This is a genomic window from Pseudomonas brassicacearum, assembly GCF_918698105.1.
In the GTDB taxonomy this organism is placed as follows: Bacteria; Pseudomonadota; Gammaproteobacteria; order Pseudomonadales; family Pseudomonadaceae; genus Aquipseudomonas; species Aquipseudomonas brassicacearum_F.
The window spans coordinates 22340-44906 of the sequence record NZ_CAKKMI010000057.1 but is presented as its reverse complement, the minus strand read 5'-3'; the positions used below and the strand labels follow the sequence as shown (position 1 = coordinate 44906).

General features: G+C 63.0%; 28 protein-coding genes. 9 read left to right on the top strand and 19 right to left on the bottom strand.

All coding sequences use genetic code 11. The features are described 5' to 3' along the window. Nucleotides 1-84: 84 nt before the first annotated feature. A complete protein-coding gene (gene mtgA / locus LQ215_RS20805; protein WP_230152376.1) occupies nt 85-807 on the bottom strand; it encodes a monofunctional biosynthetic peptidoglycan transglycosylase in 723 nt (240 codons plus the stop codon). Between the two features lie 73 nt (nt 808-880). Here mtgA and LQ215_RS20800 point away from each other — a divergent pair, with 73 nt between their 5' ends. Continuing rightward, nucleotides 881-1252 (top strand): DUF423 domain-containing protein, encoded by a 372-nt coding sequence (locus LQ215_RS20800; protein ID WP_230152375.1) that lies wholly within the window; start codon nt 881-883, stop codon nt 1250-1252. A gap of 9 nt (nt 1253-1261) precedes the next feature. On the opposite strand, the gene LQ215_RS20795 is transcribed toward LQ215_RS20800, so the two are convergent. Next, a complete protein-coding gene (locus LQ215_RS20795) occupies nt 1262-3253 on the bottom strand; it encodes an acyltransferase family protein (protein ID WP_230152374.1) in 1992 nt (663 codons plus the stop codon). A 218-nt stretch (nt 3254-3471) separates the two neighbouring features. Between LQ215_RS20795 and thiS the strand changes: the two genes are divergently transcribed. The 3 genes from thiS to trmB are packed head-to-tail and all read left to right on the top strand — an operon-like array spanning nt 3472 to nt 5256. Then, complete coding sequence (gene thiS, locus LQ215_RS20790; RefSeq protein WP_018609493.1) at nt 3472-3672, top strand: sulfur carrier protein ThiS; 201 nt, start codon at nt 3472-3474, stop codon at nt 3670-3672. 54 nt (nt 3673-3726) lie between these two features. Beyond that, complete coding sequence (locus tag LQ215_RS20785) at nt 3727-4521, top strand: thiazole synthase (RefSeq protein ID WP_003177480.1); 795 nt, start codon at nt 3727-3729, stop codon at nt 4519-4521. 9 nt (nt 4522-4530) lie between these two features. Beyond that, nucleotides 4531-5256, top strand: a complete 726-nt coding sequence (gene trmB, locus LQ215_RS20780) for a tRNA (guanosine(46)-N7)-methyltransferase TrmB (RefSeq protein WP_230152373.1) — start codon at nt 4531-4533, stop codon at nt 5254-5256. Between the two features lie 132 nt (nt 5257-5388). Here trmB and LQ215_RS20775 read toward each other — a convergent pair whose 3' ends face one another. The 9 genes from LQ215_RS20775 to LQ215_RS20735 all read right to left on the bottom strand — a co-directional run bounded on the left by LQ215_RS20775 (nt 5389) and on the right by LQ215_RS20735 (nt 12214). Further along, the gene (locus LQ215_RS20775; protein WP_003177482.1) at nt 5389-5712 is read right to left on the bottom strand and encodes a DUF3392 domain-containing protein; all 324 of its coding nucleotides are present in this window, start codon (nt 5710-5712) and stop codon (nt 5389-5391) included. 18 nt (nt 5713-5730) lie between these two features. Continuing rightward, entirely contained in the window at nt 5731-6930 is a 1200-nt protein-coding gene (gene hemW / locus LQ215_RS20770; RefSeq protein WP_230152372.1) for a radical SAM family heme chaperone HemW, read from the bottom strand. Further along, nucleotides 6927-7523 (bottom strand): RdgB/HAM1 family non-canonical purine NTP pyrophosphatase, encoded by a 597-nt coding sequence (gene rdgB / locus LQ215_RS20765; protein WP_230152371.1) that lies wholly within the window; start codon nt 7521-7523, stop codon nt 6927-6929. Before rdgB ends, hemW begins: the two co-directional genes overlap by 4 nt. After that, on the bottom strand, nt 7520-7954 hold the full coding sequence (locus LQ215_RS20760; protein ID WP_230152370.1) for a DUF4426 domain-containing protein: 435 nt from the start codon (nt 7952-7954) through the stop codon (nt 7520-7522). Before LQ215_RS20760 ends, rdgB begins: the two co-directional genes overlap by 4 nt. A gap of 26 nt (nt 7955-7980) precedes the next feature. Further along, nucleotides 7981-8601, bottom strand: coding sequence for a methionine biosynthesis protein MetW (gene metW, locus LQ215_RS20755; RefSeq protein ID WP_230152369.1), 621 nt, complete (start codon nt 8599-8601; stop codon nt 7981-7983). A gap of 7 nt (nt 8602-8608) precedes the next feature. After that, nucleotides 8609-9748, bottom strand: coding sequence for a homoserine O-succinyltransferase MetX (gene metX / locus LQ215_RS20750; RefSeq protein WP_230152368.1), 1140 nt, complete (start codon nt 9746-9748; stop codon nt 8609-8611). Nucleotides 9749-10072: 324 nt separating this feature from the next. Beyond that, nucleotides 10073-10663: a YggT family protein gene (locus LQ215_RS20745; RefSeq protein WP_210641784.1), complete on the bottom strand. Its 591-nt coding sequence runs from the start codon at nt 10661-10663 to the stop codon at nt 10073-10075. 10 nt (nt 10664-10673) lie between these two features. Further along, nucleotides 10674-11492 carry a pyrroline-5-carboxylate reductase gene (gene proC, locus LQ215_RS20740; RefSeq protein WP_230152367.1) on the bottom strand — a complete coding sequence of 273 codons (819 nt, stop codon included), beginning with the start codon at nt 11490-11492 and terminating at the stop codon, nt 10674-10676. 35 nt (nt 11493-11527) lie between these two features. Then, entirely contained in the window at nt 11528-12214 is a 687-nt protein-coding gene (locus tag LQ215_RS20735) for a YggS family pyridoxal phosphate-dependent enzyme (protein ID WP_230152366.1), read from the bottom strand. 53 nt (nt 12215-12267) lie between these two features. Here LQ215_RS20735 and LQ215_RS20730 point away from each other — a divergent pair, with 53 nt between their 5' ends. Further along, nucleotides 12268-13302: a type IV pilus twitching motility protein PilT gene (locus tag LQ215_RS20730; RefSeq protein ID WP_230152365.1), complete on the top strand. Its 1035-nt coding sequence runs from the start codon at nt 12268-12270 to the stop codon at nt 13300-13302. A gap of 128 nt (nt 13303-13430) precedes the next feature. On the opposite strand, the gene LQ215_RS20725 is transcribed toward LQ215_RS20730, so the two are convergent. Continuing rightward, on the bottom strand, nt 13431-14042 hold the full coding sequence (locus LQ215_RS20725) for a C40 family peptidase (RefSeq protein WP_230152364.1): 612 nt from the start codon (nt 14040-14042) through the stop codon (nt 13431-13433). A gap of 249 nt (nt 14043-14291) precedes the next feature. Here LQ215_RS20725 and LQ215_RS20720 point away from each other — a divergent pair, with 249 nt between their 5' ends. Next, complete coding sequence (locus LQ215_RS20720) at nt 14292-14720, top strand: NINE protein (RefSeq protein WP_003206477.1); 429 nt, start codon at nt 14292-14294, stop codon at nt 14718-14720. Nucleotides 14721-14843: 123 nt separating this feature from the next. Here the strand turns inward: LQ215_RS20720 and LQ215_RS20715 are convergent, their stop codons facing one another. From LQ215_RS20715 to gshB, 7 genes are all read right to left on the bottom strand, one after another. Further along, nucleotides 14844-16115 carry a dihydroorotase gene (locus LQ215_RS20715; protein WP_230152363.1) on the bottom strand — a complete coding sequence of 424 codons (1272 nt, stop codon included), beginning with the start codon at nt 16113-16115 and terminating at the stop codon, nt 14844-14846. After that, nucleotides 16112-17116 (bottom strand): aspartate carbamoyltransferase catalytic subunit, encoded by a 1005-nt coding sequence (locus LQ215_RS20710; RefSeq protein WP_003177495.1) that lies wholly within the window; start codon nt 17114-17116, stop codon nt 16112-16114. Before LQ215_RS20710 ends, LQ215_RS20715 begins: the two co-directional genes overlap by 4 nt. A gap of 24 nt (nt 17117-17140) precedes the next feature. Beyond that, the gene (gene pyrR, locus LQ215_RS20705; RefSeq protein ID WP_058545933.1) at nt 17141-17647 is read right to left on the bottom strand and encodes a bifunctional pyr operon transcriptional regulator/uracil phosphoribosyltransferase PyrR; all 507 of its coding nucleotides are present in this window, start codon (nt 17645-17647) and stop codon (nt 17141-17143) included. An 85-nt stretch (nt 17648-17732) separates the two neighbouring features. Continuing rightward, nucleotides 17733-18170 carry a Holliday junction resolvase RuvX gene (gene ruvX / locus LQ215_RS20700; RefSeq protein ID WP_003177497.1) on the bottom strand — a complete coding sequence of 146 codons (438 nt, stop codon included), beginning with the start codon at nt 18168-18170 and terminating at the stop codon, nt 17733-17735. Further along, nucleotides 18170-18739 (bottom strand): YqgE/AlgH family protein, encoded by a 570-nt coding sequence (locus LQ215_RS20695; RefSeq protein ID WP_230152362.1) that lies wholly within the window; start codon nt 18737-18739, stop codon nt 18170-18172. The genes ruvX and LQ215_RS20695 overlap by 1 nt, the downstream gene beginning before the upstream one ends. Before the next feature lie 227 nt (nt 18740-18966). Further along, nucleotides 18967-19863 carry an energy transducer TonB gene (locus LQ215_RS20690; protein ID WP_230152361.1) on the bottom strand — a complete coding sequence of 299 codons (897 nt, stop codon included), beginning with the start codon at nt 19861-19863 and terminating at the stop codon, nt 18967-18969. A 76-nt stretch (nt 19864-19939) separates the two neighbouring features. Next, a complete protein-coding gene (gene gshB / locus LQ215_RS20685) occupies nt 19940-20893 on the bottom strand; it encodes a glutathione synthase (RefSeq protein WP_230152360.1) in 954 nt (317 codons plus the stop codon). 224 nt (nt 20894-21117) lie between these two features. On the opposite strand from gshB, the gene LQ215_RS20680 reads away from it, so the two are divergent. The 3 genes from LQ215_RS20680 to LQ215_RS20670 are packed head-to-tail and all read left to right on the top strand — an operon-like array spanning nt 21118 to nt 22510. Beyond that, nucleotides 21118-21546, top strand: coding sequence for a response regulator (locus LQ215_RS20680; protein ID WP_003206467.1), 429 nt, complete (start codon nt 21118-21120; stop codon nt 21544-21546). 48 nt (nt 21547-21594) lie between these two features. Next, nucleotides 21595-21960, top strand: a complete 366-nt coding sequence (pilH, locus tag LQ215_RS20675) for a twitching motility response regulator PilH (RefSeq protein WP_018609535.1) — start codon at nt 21595-21597, stop codon at nt 21958-21960. Nucleotides 21961-21970: 10 nt separating this feature from the next. Beyond that, nucleotides 21971-22510 carry a chemotaxis protein CheW gene (locus LQ215_RS20670; RefSeq protein ID WP_003206464.1) on the top strand — a complete coding sequence of 180 codons (540 nt, stop codon included), beginning with the start codon at nt 21971-21973 and terminating at the stop codon, nt 22508-22510. The last annotated feature ends 57 nt before the right edge of the window (nt 22511-22567 follow it).

Below are 22567 nucleotides of genomic sequence, written 5' to 3'. Positions count from 1 at the left end.
CGGTAGATCAGCCAACTTCAATGTGGCTGACCCGCCGCTATCGCGAGCAAGCTCGCTCCCACAGGTGGGGCTTCAGTGTTGCAGCTACTGAGCCCAAGGCGCTCGCCGCGAATTATTGAGTTCCAGCAAATAACTGTCGCCCCCCAACTGGCTCATCTGCTGGCGAATCCAGCCCGCCCGCCGCAGCACATAGGGGCTCGGCCGGCCGGCGCTCCATTTGCGCGGGTTGGGCAATACCGCCGCCAGCAGGCTGGCCTGTTGCCGGGACAAGGCGTCGGCGCCTACGCGAAAATGATGTCGTGCGGCCGCTTCGGCCCCGAACACACCGTCATCCCACTCGACGCTGTTGAGGTACACCTCGAGGATCCGCTGCTTGGGCCAGAACACCTCGATCAGTGCGGTGAACCAGGCCTCCAGCCCCTTGCGCAGCCAGCTGCGGCCCGACCACAGGAACAGGTTCTTGGACACTTGCTGGCTGAGGGTGCTGGCGCCGCGAATCGAGCCGCCACGCCCATTGTGGGCGAACGCGGCTTGGATCGCGCCGATGTCGAAACCCCAGTGCTCGGGGAATTTCTGGTCTTCGCCAGCAATCACCGCCACTTTCAGGCTATCGGAGATCTGGTCCCAAGGCTGCCAGGAGCGTTGCAGGTCGATGGGTTCGCCGCCGAACCAGGATTCAACCTTGCGTTCGATCATCAGCGCCGTGAACGGCGGCGGTACCACCCGAAACAACAGCACGAGCACGACGCTGCCAACGGCGAACCAGAGCAGGGCTTTAAGGAATCGTCGAAAAAATAAACGCAGCATAGAGATGGCTTGGCCGAACCCGTCGAGCGGGCCATTATACAGACCCTGTCCACCGAGTCTGACTGGAGTTCCCATGTTGCGTAGCTTTCTGATGCTGGCGGCTTTTTTCGGTTTCACAGGCGTGGCGCTGGGGGCATTCGCCGCCCATGGACTGAAAAATCGCCTGAGCGCCGATTACCTGGCGATTTTCCACACCGGCGTCACCTACCAACTGGTGCACACCCTGGCGTTGCTGGGCGTTGCGCTGCTGGCCACGCATATTCCCGGCCGCATCGTTACCTGGGCCGGGGTTTCATTTGTGGTCGGTATCCTGTTGTTCTCCGGCAGCCTGTACCTGCTGACCCTCACGGGCATCAGCAAGCTGGGCATCATTACGCCGTTGGGTGGCGTGGCCTTCCTGGTCGGCTGGTTGTGCCTGGGCATCGCCGCCTGGCGCCTGGGTTGACGACGGGGATCAGCCAGCGCTCTTCCAGCCACTGAGCAGCGTTTGTGTGAAGGACGGCGCCAGGACACGGTTGCCGTGCCCACTCAGGTGGTCGGCATCGCGGAACAGTGGTTTGTCGTCGTCGTAGGCTGAACAGGTGGCGCCAGGGCACAGCAGGGGCAGCGGGTCCCAGACAAGCAGCATTGGATACTGACTCGTCAAGTGGTCGAGCAGGGCCATTTGCGCTGTGCGCAGTTGCTCGATGTGTTCCCGCGCGATGGTGAATCCGGGGGTGCAGATCGGATTCATCCGGTTGAACCAGTCCGAACAGCGATAGGGCGGCGCCTTGAACAGGGGCATGGGCGCACTGATCAGTACCTGCACCTGGGTGGCCTTCAAGCGTGTCAACACCGCCTCGGCGGCGATCCGCGCGCCTTCAGTCTGTTCGGACGTCAGCTCGGAAAGGGCCTCCCCCAACGCTTGCTCTTCGCTGCGAGCCCAGTCGCGCCCGGCCAGCTCCGGCATTCGCAGCGACGCCAGGAACACAATGTCACCGGGTTGCGCCCGTGCCTCGATGTCACTCAGGGCCTTTTCCCGGGCCCGGGTGCAGGCACCTTGCGGATCGGGCGCCATGAGGCTGACCACCGCGCAGCCGCCGCGCTCATATTCCCGAACCCTGAAGCCGAGTTGCCGTGATGCGAGGCTGAGCATGGTGCGATAGGCCGCCGCGTGCGAATCGCCGATTACGAACAGCTGGCGGCCCTGCAATGACGGGTTCTGGCCGGGTGCATCGACGGAGCGTTGCGGCAGTCGCCGGGAGAACCAGGTGTAGGTATCACGGGTCTGGCTCAGTGAAAGGACCTGGGGATTTTCACTGACCCAGCGTGCGCCGGACCAGCCCAGGCCGATGGCCGCCAGGCAAGAGCCGATCGTGATCCAGGCGCGGCGCTGGAACAGCGAGTGGCCCTCGCGCAAAGGTTTCTCCACCCAATGGTAGGACGCCGCGGCGAGCGCCACGACGATCAGCGGGTAGGCCAACTGTACCGCCAGTTGCTCCAGGCCCGTGGTCCAGCGCAGGAACACCAGCACCGGCCAGTGCCAGAGATACAGTGAGTAGGACAGTTTGCCGATATAGACGACGGGCGCCGATTGCAGCAGGCGCAGGGGCAGGAAGTGATCGTCGGTTTTGCGGGCCAGGGCGGTGATGATCAGCAAGGTGCCGCAAACCGTTAGCAGGGCCCAAGGGAAGGGAAACTGGTTTTTATCGGCGAAGAACAGTCCGCTGGTGATCAAGGCGAAACCGCTGAGCAGCGCGGCTCGGCTTGCGGCCGTCGAGTGCAGCGTGAAGCGCCCCGTTGCCATCAATTGGAAAAGCATCGCGCCGGCGGCCAGTTCCCAGAATCGACTGGGCAACAGGTAGAACGCCTCAAGGGGATTTTCCCGTGTCTGCAGGGCGCCGAACGCCAGCGATGCCAGCGCCAGCAGGGGCAGCAAGGCCCAGGCGAGCCGGCTGTATTGCCGGTAGCGCAACCAGATGAAATAGATCAGTGGAAAGACCAGGTAGAACTGCTCTTCCACGGCCAAGGTCCAGGTGTGGGTATAGGGGTTGAGCAGGGTCGACGGGGCGAAGTAGGTGTCGGTGTTCCAGGCCAGCACAAAATTGCTCAGGCCGAAAAAGGCGGCCAGCCCGGTGCGGTCATTCTGCTGGCTGAGCCAGGCTTGGGGCACGAACATCGCCGAAAGCAGGCTGCAAGCCATGAGCATCAGGAGTAGTGCGGGCACGATACGCAGGAACCGGCGGCGATAAAAATCCGTCAGGAAGGCTGGAAAGCTGCGGTGGGCGCGAGTGGACAGCGACTGGCTGATCACGTAGCCGGAAATAACGAAGAAGATATCGACGCCGGTAAACCCACCGGGCAGGGCGTTCAGGAAGTCGGCGTGGAAAACGATCACGCTCAGGACGGCGACGGCGCGCAGGCCGTCGATGGCAGGGATATTCGGCGTTGGATGAAGGCTGGGCACAGGCTCCTCTCATGCGTTATTCGATCAGGTTTAGCGCGAGACAACGAATATAGGAGGCTTGGACGAGGGCTTGAACCCTGGAGTTGTTTCAGGAGTGTTCCGGGCTTGCCGCCCGGCGGCTGGGCTGACCGGGCGGTCCATTTCATGACGAATGGCTTGGGTCACCCAGGCCGATCGGGCTAGAATGCCAGCCCCTAAAAATGATGGCGGCATCCGGCATGCGCATTCAGTTGAACGGCGAACCCCTTGATCTGCCCGACGGTGAAACCGTCGCGGCCCTGCTGACCCGTCTGGAACTCACCGGACGCCGCGTCGCGGTGGAGCTCAATCTGGATATCGTCCCGCGCAGCCAGCACGCCGAAACCACGTTGAACGACGGCGACAGCGTCGAAGTGGTTCATGCCATCGGCGGCGGCTAGTCGCCTCGGTTTCGCGGTATTTCGCAAGAACCTCACCCCAACAGAGGATTTCCCATGAGCATCGTTCGTAGCGACAAGCCCTTCGTCCTGGCCGGTCGTACCTACCAGTCGCGTTTGCTGGTAGGCACCGGCAAATACCGCGACATGGAAGAAACCCGCCTGGCCATCGAGGCCTCGGGCGCCGAAATCGTGACCGTCGCCGTGCGCCGGACCAACATCGGCCAGAACCCGGGCGAACCGAACCTGCTGGATATCCTGCCGCCGGACCGCTACACCATCCTGCCGAACACCGCCGGTTGCTTCGACGCCATCGAGGCTGTGCGCACCTGCCGCCTGGCCCGTGAGCTGCTCGACGGCCACAACCTGGTGAAGCTGGAAGTGCTGGCTGACCAGAAAACCCTGTTCCCCAACGTGATCGAAACCCTCAAGGCCGCTGAAACTCTGGTCAAGGAAGGTTTCGACGTGATGGTCTACACCAGCGATGACCCGATCATCGCCCGTCAATTGGCGGAAATCGGCTGCATCGCGGTCATGCCGCTGGCCGGCCTGATCGGCACCGGCCTGGGGATCTGCAACCCGTACAACCTGCAGATCATCCTGGAAGAAGCCAAGATCCCGGTGTTGGTGGATGCCGGTGTCGGTACCGCTTCCGACGCCACCATCGCCATGGAGCTGGGTTGCGAAGCGGTGCTGATGAACTCGGCCATCGCCCACGCCCAGCAGCCGATCCTCATGGCCGAAGCCATGAAGCACGCCATCGTCGCCGGTCGCCTGGCGTACCTGGCCGGCCGCATGCCGAAAAAACTTTACGCCAGCGCCTCCTCGCCGCTGGATGGTCTGATCAAGTAAGAGCCATTGATGACTGAATCGAACGACACGCCGGTCCTGCCGGAAGAAGGCGAAGAGCGCCAGCACCGCCGCATCAAGAGTTTTGTGATGCGCGCCGGGCGCATGACTGAAGGCCAGCAGCGCGGCCTGGAGCAGGGCGCGCCGCTGTTTGTCCTGCCGCTGGCCGATGCGCCGGTGGATTTTGACCAGGTCTTTGGCCGCTCGGCCCTGCGCTCGCTGGAAATCGGCTTTGGCATGGGCCATTCGTTGCTGGAAATGGCCGCTGCTTCGCCGGAGCAGGATTTCATTGGTGTGGAAGTCCACCGTCCTGGCGTTGGTGCGCTGCTCAACGGCGTGCTGACCCAAGGGCTGACCAACCTGCGGGTCTACGATTGCGACGCCATCGAAGTGCTCAACCGCTGCGTGGCCGACAACAGTCTCGACCGGTTGATGCTGTTCTTCCCCGATCCTTGGCACAAAAGCCGGCACCACAAGCGCCGTATCGTCCAGGCATCGTTCGCTGAACTGGTGCGCAGCAAGTTGAAGGTCGGCGGTGTGCTGCACATGGCCACCGACTGGGAACCCTACGCCGAATACATGCTGGAAGTGATGAATGTCGCCCCGGGCTATCGCAACCTGGCCGAAGACGGCAAGTGCGTGACGCGCCCGGCTGAACGGCCGATCACCAAGTTCGAGCGCCGAGGCGAACGCCTTGGGCATGGGGTGTGGGATTTGAAGTTCGAGAAGGTGGCGTAAGCACCACGCGGTAAAAAACTGTGGGAGCGAGCTTGCTCGCGATGGCGGCATAACAGTCAACCTTGATGTTGGATGTTATGGCCTCATCGCGAGCAAGCTCGCTCCCACATTTGTTTTGTGGTGTGGGTGGGATCAGCGCCGATCCGCGACTACGCCAATCAACACCAGCACCACCAACAACACCGGCGCCAGGCTGTAGTTGTTGAACTGGCTCAAGCCCCGGACGACCCACGGCGTGGCGTAGATCAGGGCCGCGCCGCTGCCGATCATGCACAGCAGGGCGATCAGCGGGACGCGCAAGGCGCCGGCGATGCTGCCCAGGCGTTGTTCGACCCAGCCCTTGATGTCGGCACCAAACAGCACCAGCAGGCAGCCTACCAATGCCAGGGAGATTTCCGACAGGTTGCTGCGGCTCCAGCGGGACACGGTGGCCAGCAGGTCGAGTACCAGATCCATTCGATTTCCTTGTGTTGATCAGCTCAGAAATGTCTGCAGCAAGTCATTGAGAAACAGCTGTCCGCGCTCGGTGGCCGCCAGACGTGTCGGTTCGACCTGCAACAACCCGCTTTGTTCGGCCTCGCGCCGACCTTCGGCCAGGCTTTGCAGGGGCAGCCCGGTGCGCTCCGGGTACAGCCGCGCTTCTACGCCCGCGGTCAGGCGCAGGGCGTTCATCAGGAACTCGAACGGCAGCTCTTCGTTGGCAAGGGTTTTCTCGCCGGCCTGGAAGCTTTTGGCCGGGTTGAGGTAGTCCTTGGGCAGGCGGGTCTTCCAGGTGCGCACGATGCGCCCGTCCGGATGGCTGAGCTTGCCGTGGGCACCGGCACCGATGCCGATGAAGTCGCCGAAACTCCAGTAATTGAGGTTATGCCGCGCCGCCCGACCGGGCTGGGCGTAAGCCGAGACTTCGTACTGGGCGTAGCCGTGTTCGGCCAGCAAGGCTTGCCCGGCTTCCTGGATGTCCCACAGCGTGTCGTCTTCGGGCAAGGTCGGCGGCTGGTTCCAGAATACCGTGTTCGGCTCCAGCGTCAGCTGGTACCAGGACAAATGCGTCGGCTTCAAGGCGATGGCCTGGCGCAGGTCGCTCAAGGCGTCTTCCAGGGACTGGTCGGGCAACCCGTGCATCAGGTCCAGGTTGAAATTGTCGAAACCGGCCTGACGGGCCATGCCGGCGGCGCGCACCGCCTCGTCGCCGTTGTGGATCCGGCCCAGGGCTTCGAGCTTGGCCTGCTGGAAACTCTGGATCCCGATGGACAGGCGATTGATTCCCAAGGCCCGGTAAGCGACGAACTTTTCTTGCTCGAAGGTGCCGGGGTTGGCTTCCAGGGTGATTTCAATGTCCTGGGCGAACGCTATCCGCGCTTCTACACCCTTGAGCAATCGCCCCAGGGCTTGGGCGCTGAACAGGCTCGGGGTGCCACCACCGAAAAAGATCGAGCTCAACGGGCGACCATGAACCGCGTGCAGATCCTGGTCGAGGTCGGCCAGCAAGGCGTCGACATATTCCTCTTCCGGCAGCTGCGGGCTGGCGGTGTGGGAGTTGAAGTCGCAATACGGGCATTTGCGCACGCACCATGGGATGTGGACGTACAACGCCAGGGGCGGCAGCACCGGCAGGGGCGCCCGAGGTGTTTGTACACCGCCATGGATCAGCGGTGCGGGAGCGTCATCGATCATTGCAGGCCCAGGCGTTGACGCAGCAGGGCCATCGCACGGGCGCGGTGGCTCAGTTGGTTCTTTTCCACCGGCCCCAGCTCGGCGCTGGAGCAATTGCGTTCCGGCACCCAGAACAACGGGTCATAGCCGAAACCGTGCTCGCCGCTGGCTTCGGTGAGAATGCGCCCGTGCCACAGGCCTTCGCAGAGGATCGGCAATGGGTCATCGGCATGGCGGACCAAGGCCAGCACACACACGAACTGCGCGCCGCGCTCGACTTCGGGCACGTCCTTGAGGGCGTCGAGCAGCTTGGCGTTGTTCGCCGCGTCACCTTTGCTGTCGGCGTAGCGGGCCGAGTAAATGCCCGGCGCACCGCCGAGGAAGTCCACGGCCAGCCCGGAATCGTCGGCCAGCGCTGGCAGGCCCGAGATGCGTGCGGCATTGCGGGCCTTGAGGATGGCATTCTCGACGAACGACAGGCCGGTCTCTTCCGGCTCCACCTGGCTGAACTCGCCAATCGAGCGCAACTGCACCGACCCGCCGAGCATGGCTTGCAGTTCCTTGAGTTTGCCGGCGTTGTGGCTGGCCAGTACGAGTTGGGTGAAATTGATCATTGGCCCGGGAACAGTTCCTGGTTGAAGTTGATGGTGTTGATCTTGTCGCCGGTCTGCACCTTGATCTCGAAGGTCCGGACTTCCTGTTGATCCACCGGATACTGGGCGATGTAGTAGATCGCGCCTGGCTCGGTCACCTGTTTGAATTTCAGCGGGACGCTCTGGCTGGTGAGGTCTTTCACCGTGCCGCTGACCTGGGCCATCAAGGGCTTGCCACCCTTGAGCACCGAGACGTTGATCACGCCCTGTTGCTTGCTGCGGATCAGCTCGGCGGCCTTGGCGATGTCCGGTGTCAGGAATGTGGAATTGAAGGTGTTGTAGTGCACGGTGATATCACCGAACACTTCCTTGCGCTCGCCCTTGATGACGTCGGCGGCCATGGCGCCAACGCTCAGGCAAGCGGTGATGAGAAACAACGCTAGACGGTTCATGTCGTGCTCCTGGGTAAGGCCGGGGCTCAGACCGCGACCTGATGATCGGTAAGGCCTGGGCTGCTGACCCGATAGATGCCTATCTCACCTAACAGATTAGGCCATAGCTTGCTGGCCCACCCGTGGCGGTGCTGCTGATCCACGGCCAGGCGATCGATGACCTTGGCTTGGCGCTCGCGGCACAACGCTTCGAAATCCTCGAAGGTGCAGAAGTGGATGTTCGGCGTGTTGTACCAGGTGTAGGGCAAGAATTCCGAAACCGGCATGCGGCCCTTGCTCGCCAGGTACCAGCGGCAACGCCAGTGGCCGAAGTTGGGGAAAGTGATGATGCACTGGCGTCCGACCCGCAGCATTTCGTCGAGGATCTTGTCCGGGTAGTGCACCGCTTGCAGGGCCTGGGTCATGACCACGATGTCGAAGCTGTTGCTGGCAAAGTTGCCCAGGCCCTTGTCCAGGTCCTGCTCGATGACGTTGATGCCCTTGGCGACGCACTCGGCAATGTTGTCCGGGTCGTTTTCCAGGCCGTAGCCGCTGACTTGCTTGTTGTCCCGCAGCCAGGTCAGCAGCTCGCCGTTGCCGCAGCCCAGGTCGAGCACGCGGCTGCCGGCGGGGATCCACTCCTGGATGATGTCCAGATCGGCTCTCATGGCGTCCTCACAGCGTTATACGGTTCATGTAGTTGCCGAACGCCTGCAGGTAGCGCGGGATCGGGATCAAAAAGGCGTCGTGACCCTGGGGCGCGTCGATTTCCAGATAGCAAACGTCCTTGCGCGCGGCCATCAGCGCGTCCACCAGCTCCCGCGAGCGCGCCGGGGAGAAGCGCCAGTCGGTGGTGAACGACATCACGCAGAACTTGGCGGTGGCATTGGCGAAGGTTTTCGCCAGGTTATCGTCAAAGTTCGCCGCCGGATCGAAGTAGTCCAGTGCCTTGGTCATCAGCAGGTACGTGTTGGCGTCGAAACGCCCGGAGAACTCTTCACCCTGGTAACGCAGGTAGCTCTCGACCTGGAACTCGACGCTGTGGAAGTCGTAGTTGAGCTTTTCGCTCTTGAGGCCGCGGCCGAATTTCTCGCCCATGGAGTCGTCGGACAGGTAGGTGATGTGCCCGACCATCCGCGCCAGCATCAGCCCGCGCTTGGGGATCACGCCGTGTTCCTGGAACGAGCCGCCGTGGAAGTCGGGGTCGGTGAGGATCGCCTGGCGTGCCACTTCGTTGAAGGCGATGTTCTGCGCCGACAGCTTGGGCGCCGAGGCGATTGCCAGGCAATGGCGCACGCGGTCCGGGTAGGTGATGGTCCACTGCAGGGCTTGCATGCCCCCCAGGCTGCCGCCGATCACGGCTGCCCACTGGCCGATACCGAGGCGGTCGGCCAGGCGTGCCTGGCTGTGGACCCAGTCTTCCACGGTCAGCACCGGGAAATCGGCGCCGAAAGGTCTGCCGGTGTCCGGGTTGAGGCTGCTGGGGCCGGTGGAGCCGTTGCAGCCGCCCAGGTTGTTCAGGCTGACCACGAAGAACTTGCTGGTGTCGATGGGCTTGCCCGGGCCGATGCAGCTGTCCCACCAGCCGGGCTTGCGGTCGTCGACGCTGTGGTAGCCGGCGGCGTGGTGATGCCCCGACAAGGCGTGGCAGATCAGCACTGCGTTGCTCGCCGTGGCATTGAGGGTGCCGTAGGTTTCGTAGATCAGGTCATAGGCTGGCAACGAACGGCCGCAGGCCAGGGCCAGGGGCTCGCTGAAATGCGCCATTTGCGGCGTCACCAGACCAACGGAATCGGGGGGAAAGGCAGCTGGCATCGACCCTGCTCGCGTTGAAATGAGGCGTAAGTCTAAAGACCGCTGTGGCGGGCGGCAAGCAAACGGCGGCGCTGATTGTCCGCTGATGAAAACCCTGTGGTGACTGGATCTATCTGTGGCGAGGCAGCTTGCTCCCGCTGGGGCGCGAAGCGGCCCCGTAGGAGCTGTCGAGTGCAACGAGGCTGCGATCTTCCCACTGCCCATTGAGTCGTGAGCGAAAGATCAAGATCAAAAGATCGTCCGAACGCGGCCCGAGCCTTCGCCAGCTCCTACAGAGCCCAGCGGGAGCAAGCTCCCTCGCCATAGCAAAAGCAGCAGTGAGCTTTAGATCAGCAACCGCAGAATCTCCGGCATCATGGTCATCGCCGCCAGGTTGTTGATCACCAGCATGTCGATCAGCTTGAGCACCATGAACGCCAGGATCGGCGAGATATCCAGGCCGCCGAGGTTCGGCACGATGCGGCGGAACGGCGCCAGGGCCGGCTCGCAGATCTGGTTCACCAGTTCGGCGCCCGGGTTATGGCTGCCCGGCGCGACCCACGAGAGGATCACGCTGATGATCAGGGCGAAGAAGAAAATCTTCAGGAACAGCGCGGTCACGCCGATGATCGACCAGATCAGCAGTTGCAGCGGGTTGCCGGTGGTGCCGTAGGTCAGCAGCAGGGTCAGGGCCATCAGCGCCAGTTGCACGAGGATCGCCAGGACCAGCGACGACATGTCCAGGCCAAACAGGCTCGGGATGATCCGACGCAGCGGCTTGAGCAGGGGCTGGGTGGCCTTGACGATGAACTGGCACAGCGGGTTGTAGAAGTTGGCGCGTACCAGTTGCAGCACGAAGCGCAGCAGCACGATCAGCAGGTACAGGCTGCCGAGGGTTTGCAGCACGTAGACCGCTGCAGTGTTCAATCCAATCATGAATGGCTCCTTATTGGCCCAGTTGTTCGGCCATTTCGGCCGAGCGGTGCGCGGCGGCGCCGAGTGCTTTTTCCACCAGGGCTTCGAAGCCCCCGGCCTGGAACGATTTGATGGCCGCTTCGGTGGTGCCGGCCGGCGAGGTCACGCGGCGGCGCAGTTCGGCCGCATCGACGTCGCTGGACACCGCCATGTGCGCGGCGCCCAGCGCGGTCTGCAAGGTCAGCTGGGCGGCGGTTTCCCGCGGCAGGCCGAGTTTCTCGCCGGCGGCGGTCATGGCTTCGATCAGCAGGAAGAAGTACGCCGGGCCCGAGCCGGAGACGGCGGTGACGGCGTCCAGTTGCTGTTCGGTGTCCAGCCACAGTGCCAGGCCGACGGCCGACAGCAGTTCCTCGGCTTGCTGGCGTTGTGCGGCGGACACTTTGGAAGTGGCGAACAGGCCGCTGACGCCCTGGCGCAGCAGCGCCGGAGTGTTGGGCATGCAGCGTACGATCGGCTGCTCGCCGAGCCAGTTGTTCATGCTGGCGCAAGTAATGCCGGCGGCAATCGACACCACCAGTTGATGGGGCTTGAGGCTTGGGCGCAGGGCTTCGCAGACGGTTTTCATCGCCTGCGGCTTGACCGCCAGCACGATGACGTCCGCGCCGTCGATGGCCTGGGCGTTGTCGGCGAAGGTTTCGATGCCGTGTTCGGCGCTCACCCGGGTGCGGGTCTCTTCACCCGGATCGCTGGCGCGGATCAGGGAAGCATCCAGGCCCTTGGCCCGCAGGCCGCCGATCAGGCTGGCGGCCATGTTGCCGGCGCCGATGAAGGCAATACGCGTGTTGCTCATGACAGGTCCTTATAAAGAGATGAGTCGGCCATGTTTCAGGATTGACCGTAGTCGCGGGCACCAAACAGGGCAGTACCGATGCGCACCCAGGTGGCGCCCTGGGCAATGGCCGACTCCAGGTCGTGGCTCATGCCCATGGAAAGGGTGTCCAGCGGCAGCGCCAGGCTGGCTTGCAGGCGTTCAACGGCGGCGAAGGCGGCGTCCTGGGCGGCGCGGTCTTCGGTGGGTTCGGGAATCGCCATCAACCCGCGCAGTTTCAGGCGGGGCAGGGCGCTGATGGCGCTGGCCAGGGCAGGCAGGTCTGCTGGGCTGCAGCCGGATTTGCTGGCTTCGCCGCTGACGTTGACCTGAATGCAGATGTTCAGCGGTGGCAAGTCGGCCGGACGCTGCTCGGACAGGCGCTGTGCAATTTTCAAGCGATCCACGGAATGCACCCAGTCGAAGTGTTCGGCAATAGCGCGCGTCTTGTTCGATTGAATGGGGCCGATGAAGTGCCAGATCAAGGGCAGGTCGGTCAGTTCGAGCTGTTTGCCCAAGGCTTCCTGCAGGTAGTTCTCGCCGAAGTCCCGCAGGCCGGCGGCATAGGCTTCACGCAAGGCCTGGACGGGCTTGGTCTTGCTCACGGCCAGCAGTTTGACACTGTGTTCGGCACGCTGCGCGGCCTGCTCCGCAGCGCGGATACGCGAACTAACCTGAGCGATGTTGTCTGCTATCGTGGACATAAAGAAGCGCCAGCGGTGAGGTTCGCGGCATTCTACTGGAATTGAGGAGCGCTATGGATATCACTGAGTTACTGGCGTTCAGCGCCAAGCAGGGCGCGTCGGACCTGCACCTGTCCGCCGGGCTGCCACCGATGATCCGCGTCGATGGCGATGTCAGGCGCATCAACCTGCCGGCACTGGACCACAAGCAGGTTCATGAACTGATCTACGACATCATGAACGACCGGCAACGCGTAGATTACGAAAAGTTTCTGGAGACTGACTTTTCTTTCGAGGTACCGGGCGTGGCGCGGTTCCGGGTCAACGCCTTCAACCAGAATCGCGGTGCGGGGGCGGTGTTTCGGACCATTCCGTCGAAAGTCCTGACCATGGAAGACCTGGGAATGGGCGAGGTGTTTCGCAAGGTGACCGAGGCGCCGCGCGGGCTGGTGTTGGTGACCGGGCCAACCGGTTCAGGCAAGTCCACCACCCTGGCGGCCATGATCGACTACTTGAACAGCCACAAGCACCATCACATCCTCACCATCGAAGACCCTATCGAATTCGTTCACGAACCGCGCAAATGCCTGATCAACCAGCGCGAGGTGCACCGCGACACCCAGGGTTTCTCCACGGCCCTGCGTTCAGCCTTGCGGGAAGACCCGGACGTGATCCTGGTGGGGGAGATGCGCGACCTGGAGACCATTCGCCTGGCGCTGACCGCCGCGGAAACCGGGCACCTGGTCTTCGGCACCCTGCACACCACGTCGGCGGCCAAGACCATTGACCGGGTGGTGGATGTGTTCCCCGGTGACGAGAAGTCCATGGTTCGCTCGATGTTGTCGGAGTCGTTGCAGGCAGTGATCTCCCAGACGCTGGTCAAGAAGATCGGCGGCGGTCGGGTCGCGGCGCATGAAATCATGCTGGGCACCGCGGCCATTCGGAACCTGATTCGCGAAGACAAGGTGGCGCAGATGTACTCGGCCATCCAGACCGGCGGTTCGCTGGGGATGCAGACGCTGGACATGTGCCTGAAGGACTTGGTGAACAAGGGGCTGATCAGCCGCGAGCATGCGCGGGAGCGGGCGCGTACGCCGGATAACTTCTAGAGGAGTGGTGCTTTTGCAGGCCTCATCGCGAGCAAGCTCGCTCCCACAGGACTTTCAGCGAATGGAAATCCAGTGTGGGAGCGAGCTTGCTCGCGATGAGGTCATCAGCTACAGCAAAAGTGCCGGAATCAGCGCTGAACCACGCGCATCGCACCCGGCTCTTTCGGCAGCACGCGCTTGGCCACCACGTAGTGGGTGTCCCAGTACGGCTTGTTCAAGGTATCGATGCTCACCGACTTGCCACGGCGCGGGGCGTGGATGAAGCGGTCGTTGCCCAGGTAGATGGCCACATGGTTGACCCGGCGGCTCTTGAGCTTGAAGAAGATCAGGTCGCCGGGCTTGAGATCCTTGCGATCGACTTTCTCGCCATGACCGGCGGCCATGGCGTTTGAGGTGCGCGGCAGGTCGAAGGTGGCGTCGTTGAAGGCGTATTTCACCAGCCCGCTGCAATCGAAACCTTTACTTGGGCTACTGCCGCCCCAACGATAAGGTGTGCCGAGTACATTCACGGCGCGACTCAACACATTGCTGCTCGCTTTGGTCGCCATTGGCGGGACCAGCTTGCTGTTGGCCGTGCTCACGCGCTGGGCGCTTGGCTTGTTCTTGCTCAAGGAAGCAGAAACATGGGATTTCGGGGTATAGCCGTTGACGTTGGGAAGACGTTGCTCACGATTGGTGGCGTGGGCGGCCAGTGGCAATAATAGGCAAATGGTTAGCCATGTCTTGAAAAATGGACGCATTAGGCAGGGCTCTTAAAGGTTAGCGCGCAACTTTATAACAGCTTTTTTTGCGTTTCCGAGGCCGTTTGTCGATTCGAAACGCCGCGCAAAACCCAGCAAAATGCGTCAAATTGACCTGATTGTCCGACAGGACCCCTATACCACGGGGCTTTCGTCGGTCCGAGGCGCCGAGGACCGCTTGTCGGCCAGACACGAAAAAGTCACAAAAGCTCCGAAAAAATTTATCTATCGAGGCAAAAGAGGCCATTCATGAACAGCTATCAGCAGGACGCAATCCGCGATACTCACAGCAAGGTCATTGGGTATCTGCTGTGGATTTTCGGGTTCACAGGGGCCCATCGCTTCTATTACGGCAAGCCGGTCACGGGCACGATCTGGTTCTTCACCTTCGGCCTGCTGGGCATTGGCTGGCTGATCGACCTGTTCCTGATTCCGGCCATGGATCGCGAAGCGGACCTGCGTTTCACCCCGGGGCCTATCGAATACAGTGTGGCGTGGATTCTGCTGACGTTTCTCGGGGTGCTGGGCGTACACCGCATGTACCAGGGCAAATGGCTCAGCGGGATTCTCTACCTGCTGACCGGCGGGGTGTTTTTCCTGGGGGTGCTGTATGACTTCTGGACGCTGAATGATCAGGTGTCGATTCGTAATGCGCAGAAGCGTGGGGCTTTCCAGTAAGACCGGGTCGCCTGCATCGCGAGCAAGCTCGCTCCCACACTGGATCGAGGTGTTCACAAATCATGTGTTCACCAAAGATCCACCTGTGGGAGCGAGCTTGCTCGCGATAGGCGCGGTGCGGTATCAGGCCTGGTGAGTAATCCGCCCATCCATCAAGGTGTAACGCACCACCCCCGGCAGGCTATGGCCGAGGAACGGGCAGTTGTCGCCCTTGGAACGCCAGGCTTCGCCGGCCACGGTGGACGCGGCGGGGTCGAACAGCACCAGGTCCGCCGCGGCGCCCACCGCGAGTTTTCCCGCTGGCAATTGCAGCGCCTGGGCCGGGCCGGCGCTCAGGCGTGCCAGCAGGGTCGGCAGGTCCAGCAAACCGTCTTCCACCAGCGTCAAGGCCAGCGGCAGCAGCAATTCGACGCTGCTGATGCCCGGCTCGGTGGCGCCGAACGGTGCCAGCTTGGCATCGCGCTCATGGGGTTGGTGATGGCTGGAGATGGCCGAGATCACCCCGGATTTCACCGCTTCACGCAGGCCATCGCGGTCGGCGCGGGTGCGCAGCGGCGGCTGGACGTGGTAGACGCTGTTGAAATCGATCAGCGCTTCGTCGGTCAGGATCAACTGGTACAGCGCCACATCGGCGGTCACCGGCAGGCCCCGGGCCTGGGCCTGGGCGATCAGCGCCGCGCCGCGGGCGCTGGTCAGTTGGCTGAAGTGGGCGCGCACGCCGCTTTGCTCGACCAACAGCAGGTCCCGGACCAAGGCCACGGTCTCGGCGGTTTCCGGAATGCCCGGCAGGCCGAGGAAACTGGCGGTCGGGCCTTCGTGGGCCAAGCCACCTTCGGCCAGGTCGTGGTCCTGGGAGTTGAAAATCACCGTCAGGCCGAAAGTCGCCGCGTATTCCAGGGCGCGGCACAGGGTACGGGTGTTGCGGAAACTGTTCAGGCCGTTGCCGAACGCCACGCAACCGGCGTCACGCAGGGCGATGAGCTCAGCCAGTTGCTCACCGTCCAGGCCTTTGCTCAGTGCGCCAATCGGGAAGACCTTGGTATTGCCGGCCTCGCGGGCACGGTCGAGGATCAGTTCGGCCACGGCCGAGGTGTCCAGCACCGGTTTGGTCTGTGGCGGGCAGCACAGGCTGGTCACGCCACCGGCAGCGGCGGCCCGGGTTTCGCTGACGATGCTGCCTTTGCGGCTGTAGCCCGGTTCGCGCAGGGCGACGTTCAGGTCCACCAGGCCGGGGGCGGCCACCAGGCCTTGGGCGTCGAGGGTCTCCACCGCGACGAAACCGGCCGGCGCCGCGCCAAGGGCGACGATCTTGCAGGCATCGATATGGATATCAGTCACTTGATCCAGGCCACTGGCTGGATCGATCACGCGTGCGCCGAGAATGCTGAGCTTCACTGGGCGTTCTCCTGGTCGAATTGGCGCTGGGCGGTTTGCCCGCTCATGGCCATGGACAGCACGGCCATGCGGATGGCGATGCCGTAGGTCACCTGGTTGAGAATCACCGAGTGCGGCCCGTCGGCCACCGCCGACTCGATCTCCACGCCGCGGTTGATCGGCCCCGGGTGCATGACGATGGCGTCCGGCTTGGCTCCGGCCAGGCGCGCCGTGGTCAGGCCGAACAGGCGGTAGAACTCGCCTTCGCTGGGCAGCAGGCCGCCGGTCATGCGCTCGCGTTGCAGGCGCAGCATGATCACCACGTCCACATCCTTGAGGCCTTCGGTCATGTCGGTGTAGACCTTCACGCCGTATTGCTCGACGCCGATGGGCAGCAGGGTCTTCGGCGCGATCACGCGGATGTCCGGGCAGCCGAGGGTCTTGAGGGCCAGCATGTTCGAGCGGGCCACTCGCGAGTGCAGGATGTCGCCGACGATGGCCACCGACAGGTTCTCGAAGCTGCCCTTGTGCCGACGGATGGTCAGCATGTCGAGCATGCCCTGGGTCGGGTGGGCGTGACGGCCGTCGCCGCCGTTGATGATCGCCACTTGCGGGCACACGTGCTCGGCGATGAAGTGCGCTGCGCCGGAGTCGCCGTGGCGCACGACGAACATGTCGGCGGCCATGGCTTCGAGGTTGCGCAGGGTGTCGAGCAGGGTTTCACCCTTGCTCGCCGAGGACGTGGACACGTTGAGGGTGATCACGTCCGCCGACAGCCGCTGGGCCGCCAGTTCGAAGGTGGTGCGGGTGCGGGTGGAGTTTTCGAAGAACACGTTGCACACGGTCTTGCCGCGCAGCAACGGGACTTTCTTCACCGCCCGGGCACCGACTTCGAGGAACGAGTCGGCAGTGTCGAGGATTTCCGTCAGCAGCTCGCGGCGCAGGCCGTCGAGGGACAGGAAGTGTCGCAGCTGGCCCTGATCGTTGAGCTGCAGCGGGCGCTTGGTTTCGAGAGGCGTCATCGCGATGGACTCTTACAAGGGCAGTTAAAGGGCAAGGTCTTGCAGTTCGAGTTGCAGCGGCGACGGCCCGGAGAGCTTGACCCGCTCATGGGCGGCCAGCGTCAGCGTCGCACCGACCACGTTCGGCCGGATCGGCAGCTCGGCGGCGTCCAGGTCCAGCAGGCACACCAGTGTCACGCTGGCCGGGCGGCCGTAGTCGAACAGTTCGTTCAGGGCGGCGCGGATGGTCCGGCCGCTCATCAGCACGTCGTCGATCAGCACCAGGTGCTGGCCTTCGATCTCGAACGGCAGGGCCGAGGGGCGCACTTGTGGGTGCAGGCCGTTCTGGCTGAAGTCGTCGCGGTAGAAGGACACGTCCAGGGTGCCCAATGGCGATTGGCTGCCCAGTGCTTCGAGCAAGGCCTGGGCGACCCAGACGCCACCGGTGCGAATACCGATGTAGCGCGGGTCGCTGATGCCGCGGTGTTCCAGGTGTGCCTTGAGACGAATCGCCATCTGGCTGATCAGTTCGGCAGGATTGGGCAGGCTCATGCTGGCTCCTTCAGGTTCCCGGGCCGGTGGTGGGTGGCGCGGTCTATCGCTAAGAGAAAGCGCCTTGGCGGCGCTTTCAAAAAAATCAGGTTTCGAACAGGGCGGCGTTGGCGTCGAGCCAGCCTTGCAGCAGCAGGGCGGCGGCGATGGCGTCCACCGGGTTGTCGCGGTAACTGCCTTTCTGCCCGCCGCGCACCAGGCGCTCGCCCTTGGCCTCGAAGGTGGTCAGGCGCTCGTCATGGGTATAGAAGGGCAGGTTGTAGCGGCCATTGAGCCGGCGGGCGAACTTTTCGGCGCGCAGGCACATGTCGCTGGGCGTGCCGTCCATGTTCAGCGGCAGGCCGACCACCACGGCATCGGGTTTCCATTCCTTGATCAGCGCTTCGACCTGGTTCCAGTCCGGCACGCCATTCTGCGCCTTCAAGGTGCACAACTCGCGGGCCTGGCCGGTAATGACCTGGCCGACCGCTACGCCGATCTGTTTGGTGCCGTAATCGAAGCCCAGCAGCAAGCGCAGGGCCATCAGGCGTGTCCTGCCTGGCTGGTGAGCAGGCTGAGGTTGACCCCCAGCCGGCTGGCCGCTGCTTCCAGGCGCAATTCGCTGCTGGTGTTGAACAGGATGTCGGCGTCGAACGGGCAGGTCAGCCAGGCGTTGTCGGCCAGTTCGGCTTCCAGTTGTCCGGGCTCCCAACCGGCATAGCCGAGGGCAATCAGGCTCTTTTGCGGGCCGACGCCGTCGGCGATGGCGAACAGCACGTCCTGGGAGGTGGACAATGACACCCCGTCCAGGTCCACGGTGGCCTGGAATTTGGGCCCCGACGGATGGAGCACGAAACCGCGGTCGGTCTGCACCGGGCCGCCGATGAAAATCGGCACGTGCTGGCACAAGAGTGGCGGTTCCACTTCGGGGCGCAACTGCTCCAGGATGTCCGCCAGGTTCAGCTCCTGCGGGCGATTGACCACCAGCCCCATGGCCCCATTGGCCGTGTGCTCGACGATGTAGGTCAAGGTGTGGGCAAAATTCGGATCGGCCATGTGCGGCATGGCAATCAGGAAGTGATGCTTGAGGTAGGTGGGGCTGACGTTTTTCATAGGCGCTAGTGTGGCGGGGCAGGGCCGAACTGACAAGCTGGGGATGTGCAGGAAATGCCTGGGATTGACCCAGATCCCCCCTGTGGGAGTGAGCACAAATGGCAGTCCACCACAAAACCCTGTGGGAGCGAGCTTGCTCGCGATGGCCATAGATCATCCACATAGATGTCGACTGACAGTCCGCTATCGCGAGCAAGCTCGCTCCCACAAGGGGATTGGGTGGTTAATCAGTTACTGGAAAGCTTGTCGCCCCGGGCGAACTTCCAGGTGCGGATGATTTCCAGCCGGTCGATGTCCGACAGGTCCCCGGTAAACGGTGCGAACGGTGCCGCCAGGCGCACGATCCGTTGGGCGGCCTGGTCCAGCAGCGGCTGGCCGGAGGACTCCAGCACCAGCACTTCGTACAGCGAGCCGTCACGGTTGATCGAGACCATTAGCCGCAGGTTGCCGTAGATCTGTTTGCGCCGCGCTTCGTCGGGGTAGTTGAGGTTGCCGATGCGCTCGACCTTCTTGCGCCACTCGTCCTTGTACCAGGCGCCCTTGTCGCGCATGGTCGAGGCGGCGCTCAGGCGGTGGATGCGCGGGCGCTTGGCGTAGAGCTGTTGCTCCTGGGCCAGTTCGGCTTCCAGGCTGGCGATGTCGCTGGACAACTGTGAGCTGTCGAAGCTGGGTTCGGCGGCCTTGGGCTTGGGATCAGGCTTGACCTCTTCCTTGACCGGGGCCTTTTTCGGCTTCGGCGCCACGGTGGTCACGGCTGCCTTGGGCGCCGTTTCCTGCACTTCTGGCTTGGCGGCGGGCGGCGGGGTGACTTTCTGCACCTGGGTGTCCTGGAACGGCGCGATCTCGGTGGTCTTGGGCGTCGCCTTTTTTTCCAGGGTGCCGCTGCCTTGCTGGTTTTCCTGGGCGAGAAAATCAGCCTTCTTGGGCTTGGTCTCGCTCTTGAAGGTGGCCAGGGTGATTTCCAGGGTCTGGCTGATCTGCTTGGGCTCGACCGTGGCAAAACCGACGCCCAGCAGCAGCGCCAGGTGGATCAACGCCGCCAGGAACAGGGTAAAACCGAGGCGATCAGCCGGGCGCACGCGACGATGGGCGAGCTCTTTGGGCAGATCGGACGGGAGTGTCATGACAAGGAAACCAACATCGCGTTTTTTTCAGGCCGGGCATGATAACGCAATGTGGGTTTCCTTCAGCAGATCTGGATCAACGAGCCTTGAGCTTCTGATCGATGGCATCCATCAGCATGCCCCCGATGTCGGTGCCAAAGGCATTGTCGATCTCGCGGATGCAGGTCGGGCTGGTGACGTTGATCTCCGTCAGGTGCTCGCCGATCACGTCCAGGCCCACGAACAACAGGCCTTTTTCGCGCAGGGTCGGGCCGACCTGGGCGGCGATCCAGCGATCCTTGTCGGTCAACGGACGCGCCTCGCCACGCCCGCCAGCCGCCAGGTTGCCGCGGGTTTCGCCGGCTGCCGGGATGCGCGCCAGGCAATAGTCCACCGGTTCGCCGTCGATCATCAGGATGCGCTTGTCGCCATCGACGATGGCCGGCAGGTAACCCTGGATCATGATCTGCTGCTTGCCGTGCAAGGTCAGGGTTTCCAGGATCACCGAGAGGTTCGGGTGGCCGGCGGTGTGGCGGAAGATCGAGGAGCCGCCCATGCCGTCCAGGGGCTTGAGGATCACGTCGCCGTGATGGTCGGCAAATTCGCGCAACACGTCCGGGCGACGGCTGACGATGGTCGGTGGCGTGCACTGCGGGAACAGCGTGGCGAACAGCTTTTCGTTGCAGTCGCGCAGGCTCTGGGGCTTGTTGACCACCAGCACGCCGGCGTTTTCGGCCTGTTCCAGCAGGTAGGTGGAGTACACGAACTCCATGTCGAACGGCGGATCCTTGCGCATCAGGATCACGTCCAGGTCGCTCAGCAGGGCGTCGCTTTCGGCGCCCAGCTCAAACCACTTCTCGGGGTTGGCGAAGACTTTCAGCGGCTTCATCCGCGCCCGCGCCTGGCCTTCGGCCTGGTAGAGATCGCGCTGCTCCATGTAGAACAGCTCCCAGCCGCGCTTCTGTGCGGCCAGCAGCATGGCCAGCGAGCTATCCTTTTTATAGGAAATGCGGGCGATAGGGTCCATGACAATGCCGACGCGTACGCTCATGGCTTGGTTCCTCGAAATGTGATGGGCACATATTGGCGTGAAAAAGTGGCGTCAGAGTGGCGCCCGGAAGATTGGCGGTCAAGGAAAAACCACCGTGCCGAGCGGCCGATAGATCGGCGATGGAGACTGTGCTAAAAAGGCTGCCATGTGACGTGCGGGCCTTGAACATCAAGGGTTTGCGCTGTCGATCACACTTACGCGTTAAAAACCGGTTCGCAGTGGCAATGGCAGAGCATCTCACGCAGCAGCAACCCAGCGCCTTGAAGGTCATGGTCATCGACGACTCGAAGACCATCCGCCGCACCGCCGAAACCTTGCTGCGCAACGTGGGCTGCGAGGTGATCACGGCCGTCGATGGCTTCGATGCCCTGGCCAAGATCGCCGACCATCATCCGGGCATCATTTTTGTCGACATCATGATGCCGCGCCTCGATGGCTACCAGACCTGTGCCCTGATCAAGAACAACAGCGCGTTCAAGGCTACGCCGGTGATCATGCTGTCGTCCCGCGACGGGTTGTTCGACAAGGCCAAGGGACGCATCGTCGGTTCCGATCAGTTTTTGACCAAGCCGTTCAGCAAGGAAGAACTGCTGGGCGCGATACAGGCCCATGTCCCGGGCTTTGCCGCTGTCCAGCCGCACCAGGCACATTAATGACACTTGGCCAACGGGCCTGGGGTCAACAAGAAAATGGGGAACACCATGGCACGAGTTCTGATCGTCGATGATTCGCCGACTGAAATGTACAAACTGACCGGCATGCTGGAAAAGCACGGCCACGAGGTCCTGAAGGCCGAGAATGGCGCCGATGGCGTGGCCCTGGCCCGCCAGGAAAAACCCGATGCGGTGCTGATGGACATCGTCATGCCCGGCCTCAACGGTTTCCAGGCCACGCGCCAGTTGACCAAGGATCCGGACACCGGCCATATCCCCGTGATCATCATCACCACCAAGGACCAGGACACCGACAAGGTCTGGGGGACGCGCCAAGGGGCGAAGGACTACCTGACCAAACCGGTGGACGAAGAAACCCTGATCGCGACCCTGAACAAAGTGCTGGCGGGTTGACGGCGCGGCCATGAGCCAATCCCTGACCGCGTTCGAACTGCTGCTGCAGATCGACCGGCGCTGCCGGTTGCTGGGGGCGGACCTGCCCTCCCAACCGACCCACCGCGCCGGTTGGAGCGGCATCGGCTTTCGCCTGGGCGAGCACTGGTACGTGGCGCCGATGGGTGAAGTCAGCGAAGTGCTGCACGAACCACGTCACACGCATTTGCCCGGGGTCAAGCCGTGGGTGCGTGGAGTGGCTAACCTGCGCGGGCGCTTGTTGCCGTTGATGGACTTGTGCGGGTTCTTTGGCCACGAACTGTCGACCGTGCGCAAGCAGCGGCGCGTATTGGTGGTGGATCACGACGAGGTGTTCGCCGGGTTGCTGGTGGACGAGGTCCTTGGGCTGCAGCATTTTGCCCAGGACAGCCTGGAACCGACGCTGGTGGACGACCTCGACGGCCCGGAAGCGGCCTTCGTCAAGGGCCGGTTTGGCGGCGAGCGCGAGTGGCAAGTGTTCAGCCCGTTTGCCCTGGCGCGTTCGCCGGGGTTCATGGATGTGGCGATTTAACGAGATGCAGCGCAGGCCCCTTGTGGGAGCGAGCTTGCTCGCGATTGCGGTGGGTCA

Coding starts and splice junctions, on each gene's coding strand:
- mtgA (WP_230152376.1), bottom strand. CDS start 807: ATGCTGCGTTTATTTTTTCGACGATTCCTTAAAGCCCTGCTCTGGTTC.
- LQ215_RS20800 (WP_230152375.1), top strand. CDS start 881: ATGTTGCGTAGCTTTCTGATGCTGGCGGCTTTTTTCGGTTTCACAGGC.
- thiS (WP_018609493.1), top strand. CDS start 3,472: ATGCGCATTCAGTTGAACGGCGAACCCCTTGATCTGCCCGACGGTGAA.
- LQ215_RS20785 (WP_003177480.1), top strand. CDS start 3,727: ATGAGCATCGTTCGTAGCGACAAGCCCTTCGTCCTGGCCGGTCGTACC.
- trmB (WP_230152373.1), top strand. CDS start 4,531: ATGACTGAATCGAACGACACGCCGGTCCTGCCGGAAGAAGGCGAAGAG.
- LQ215_RS20775 (WP_003177482.1), bottom strand. CDS start 5,712: ATGGATCTGGTACTCGACCTGCTGGCCACCGTGTCCCGCTGGAGCCGC.
- hemW (WP_230152372.1), bottom strand. CDS start 6,930: ATGATCGATGACGCTCCCGCACCGCTGATCCATGGCGGTGTACAAACA.
- rdgB (WP_230152371.1), bottom strand. CDS start 7,523: ATGATCAATTTCACCCAACTCGTACTGGCCAGCCACAACGCCGGCAAA.
- LQ215_RS20760 (WP_230152370.1), bottom strand. CDS start 7,954: ATGAACCGTCTAGCGTTGTTTCTCATCACCGCTTGCCTGAGCGTTGGC.
- metW (WP_230152369.1), bottom strand. CDS start 8,601: ATGAGAGCCGATCTGGACATCATCCAGGAGTGGATCCCCGCCGGCAGC.
- metX (WP_230152368.1), bottom strand. CDS start 9,748: ATGCCAGCTGCCTTTCCCCCCGATTCCGTTGGTCTGGTGACGCCGCAA.
- LQ215_RS20745 (WP_210641784.1), bottom strand. CDS start 10,663: ATGATTGGATTGAACACTGCAGCGGTCTACGTGCTGCAAACCCTCGGC.
- proC (WP_230152367.1), bottom strand. CDS start 11,492: ATGAGCAACACGCGTATTGCCTTCATCGGCGCCGGCAACATGGCCGCC.
- LQ215_RS20735 (WP_230152366.1), bottom strand. CDS start 12,214: ATGTCCACGATAGCAGACAACATCGCTCAGGTTAGTTCGCGTATCCGC.
- LQ215_RS20730 (WP_230152365.1), top strand. CDS start 12,268: ATGGATATCACTGAGTTACTGGCGTTCAGCGCCAAGCAGGGCGCGTCG.
- LQ215_RS20725 (WP_230152364.1), bottom strand. CDS start 14,042: ATGCGTCCATTTTTCAAGACATGGCTAACCATTTGCCTATTATTGCCA.
- LQ215_RS20720 (WP_003206477.1), top strand. CDS start 14,292: ATGAACAGCTATCAGCAGGACGCAATCCGCGATACTCACAGCAAGGTC.
- LQ215_RS20710 (WP_003177495.1), bottom strand. CDS start 17,116: ATGACGCCTCTCGAAACCAAGCGCCCGCTGCAGCTCAACGATCAGGGC.
- pyrR (WP_058545933.1), bottom strand. CDS start 17,647: ATGAGCCTGCCCAATCCTGCCGAACTGATCAGCCAGATGGCGATTCGT.
- ruvX (WP_003177497.1), bottom strand. CDS start 18,170: ATGGCCCTGCGCTTGCTGCTGGGCTTCGATTACGGCACCAAACAGATC.
- LQ215_RS20695 (WP_230152362.1), bottom strand. CDS start 18,739: ATGAAAAACGTCAGCCCCACCTACCTCAAGCATCACTTCCTGATTGCC.
- LQ215_RS20690 (WP_230152361.1), bottom strand. CDS start 19,863: ATGACACTCCCGTCCGATCTGCCCAAAGAGCTCGCCCATCGTCGCGTG.
- gshB (WP_230152360.1), bottom strand. CDS start 20,893: ATGAGCGTACGCGTCGGCATTGTCATGGACCCTATCGCCCGCATTTCC.
- LQ215_RS20680 (WP_003206467.1), top strand. CDS start 21,118: ATGGCAGAGCATCTCACGCAGCAGCAACCCAGCGCCTTGAAGGTCATG.
- pilH (WP_018609535.1), top strand. CDS start 21,595: ATGGCACGAGTTCTGATCGTCGATGATTCGCCGACTGAAATGTACAAA.
- LQ215_RS20670 (WP_003206464.1), top strand. CDS start 21,971: ATGAGCCAATCCCTGACCGCGTTCGAACTGCTGCTGCAGATCGACCGG.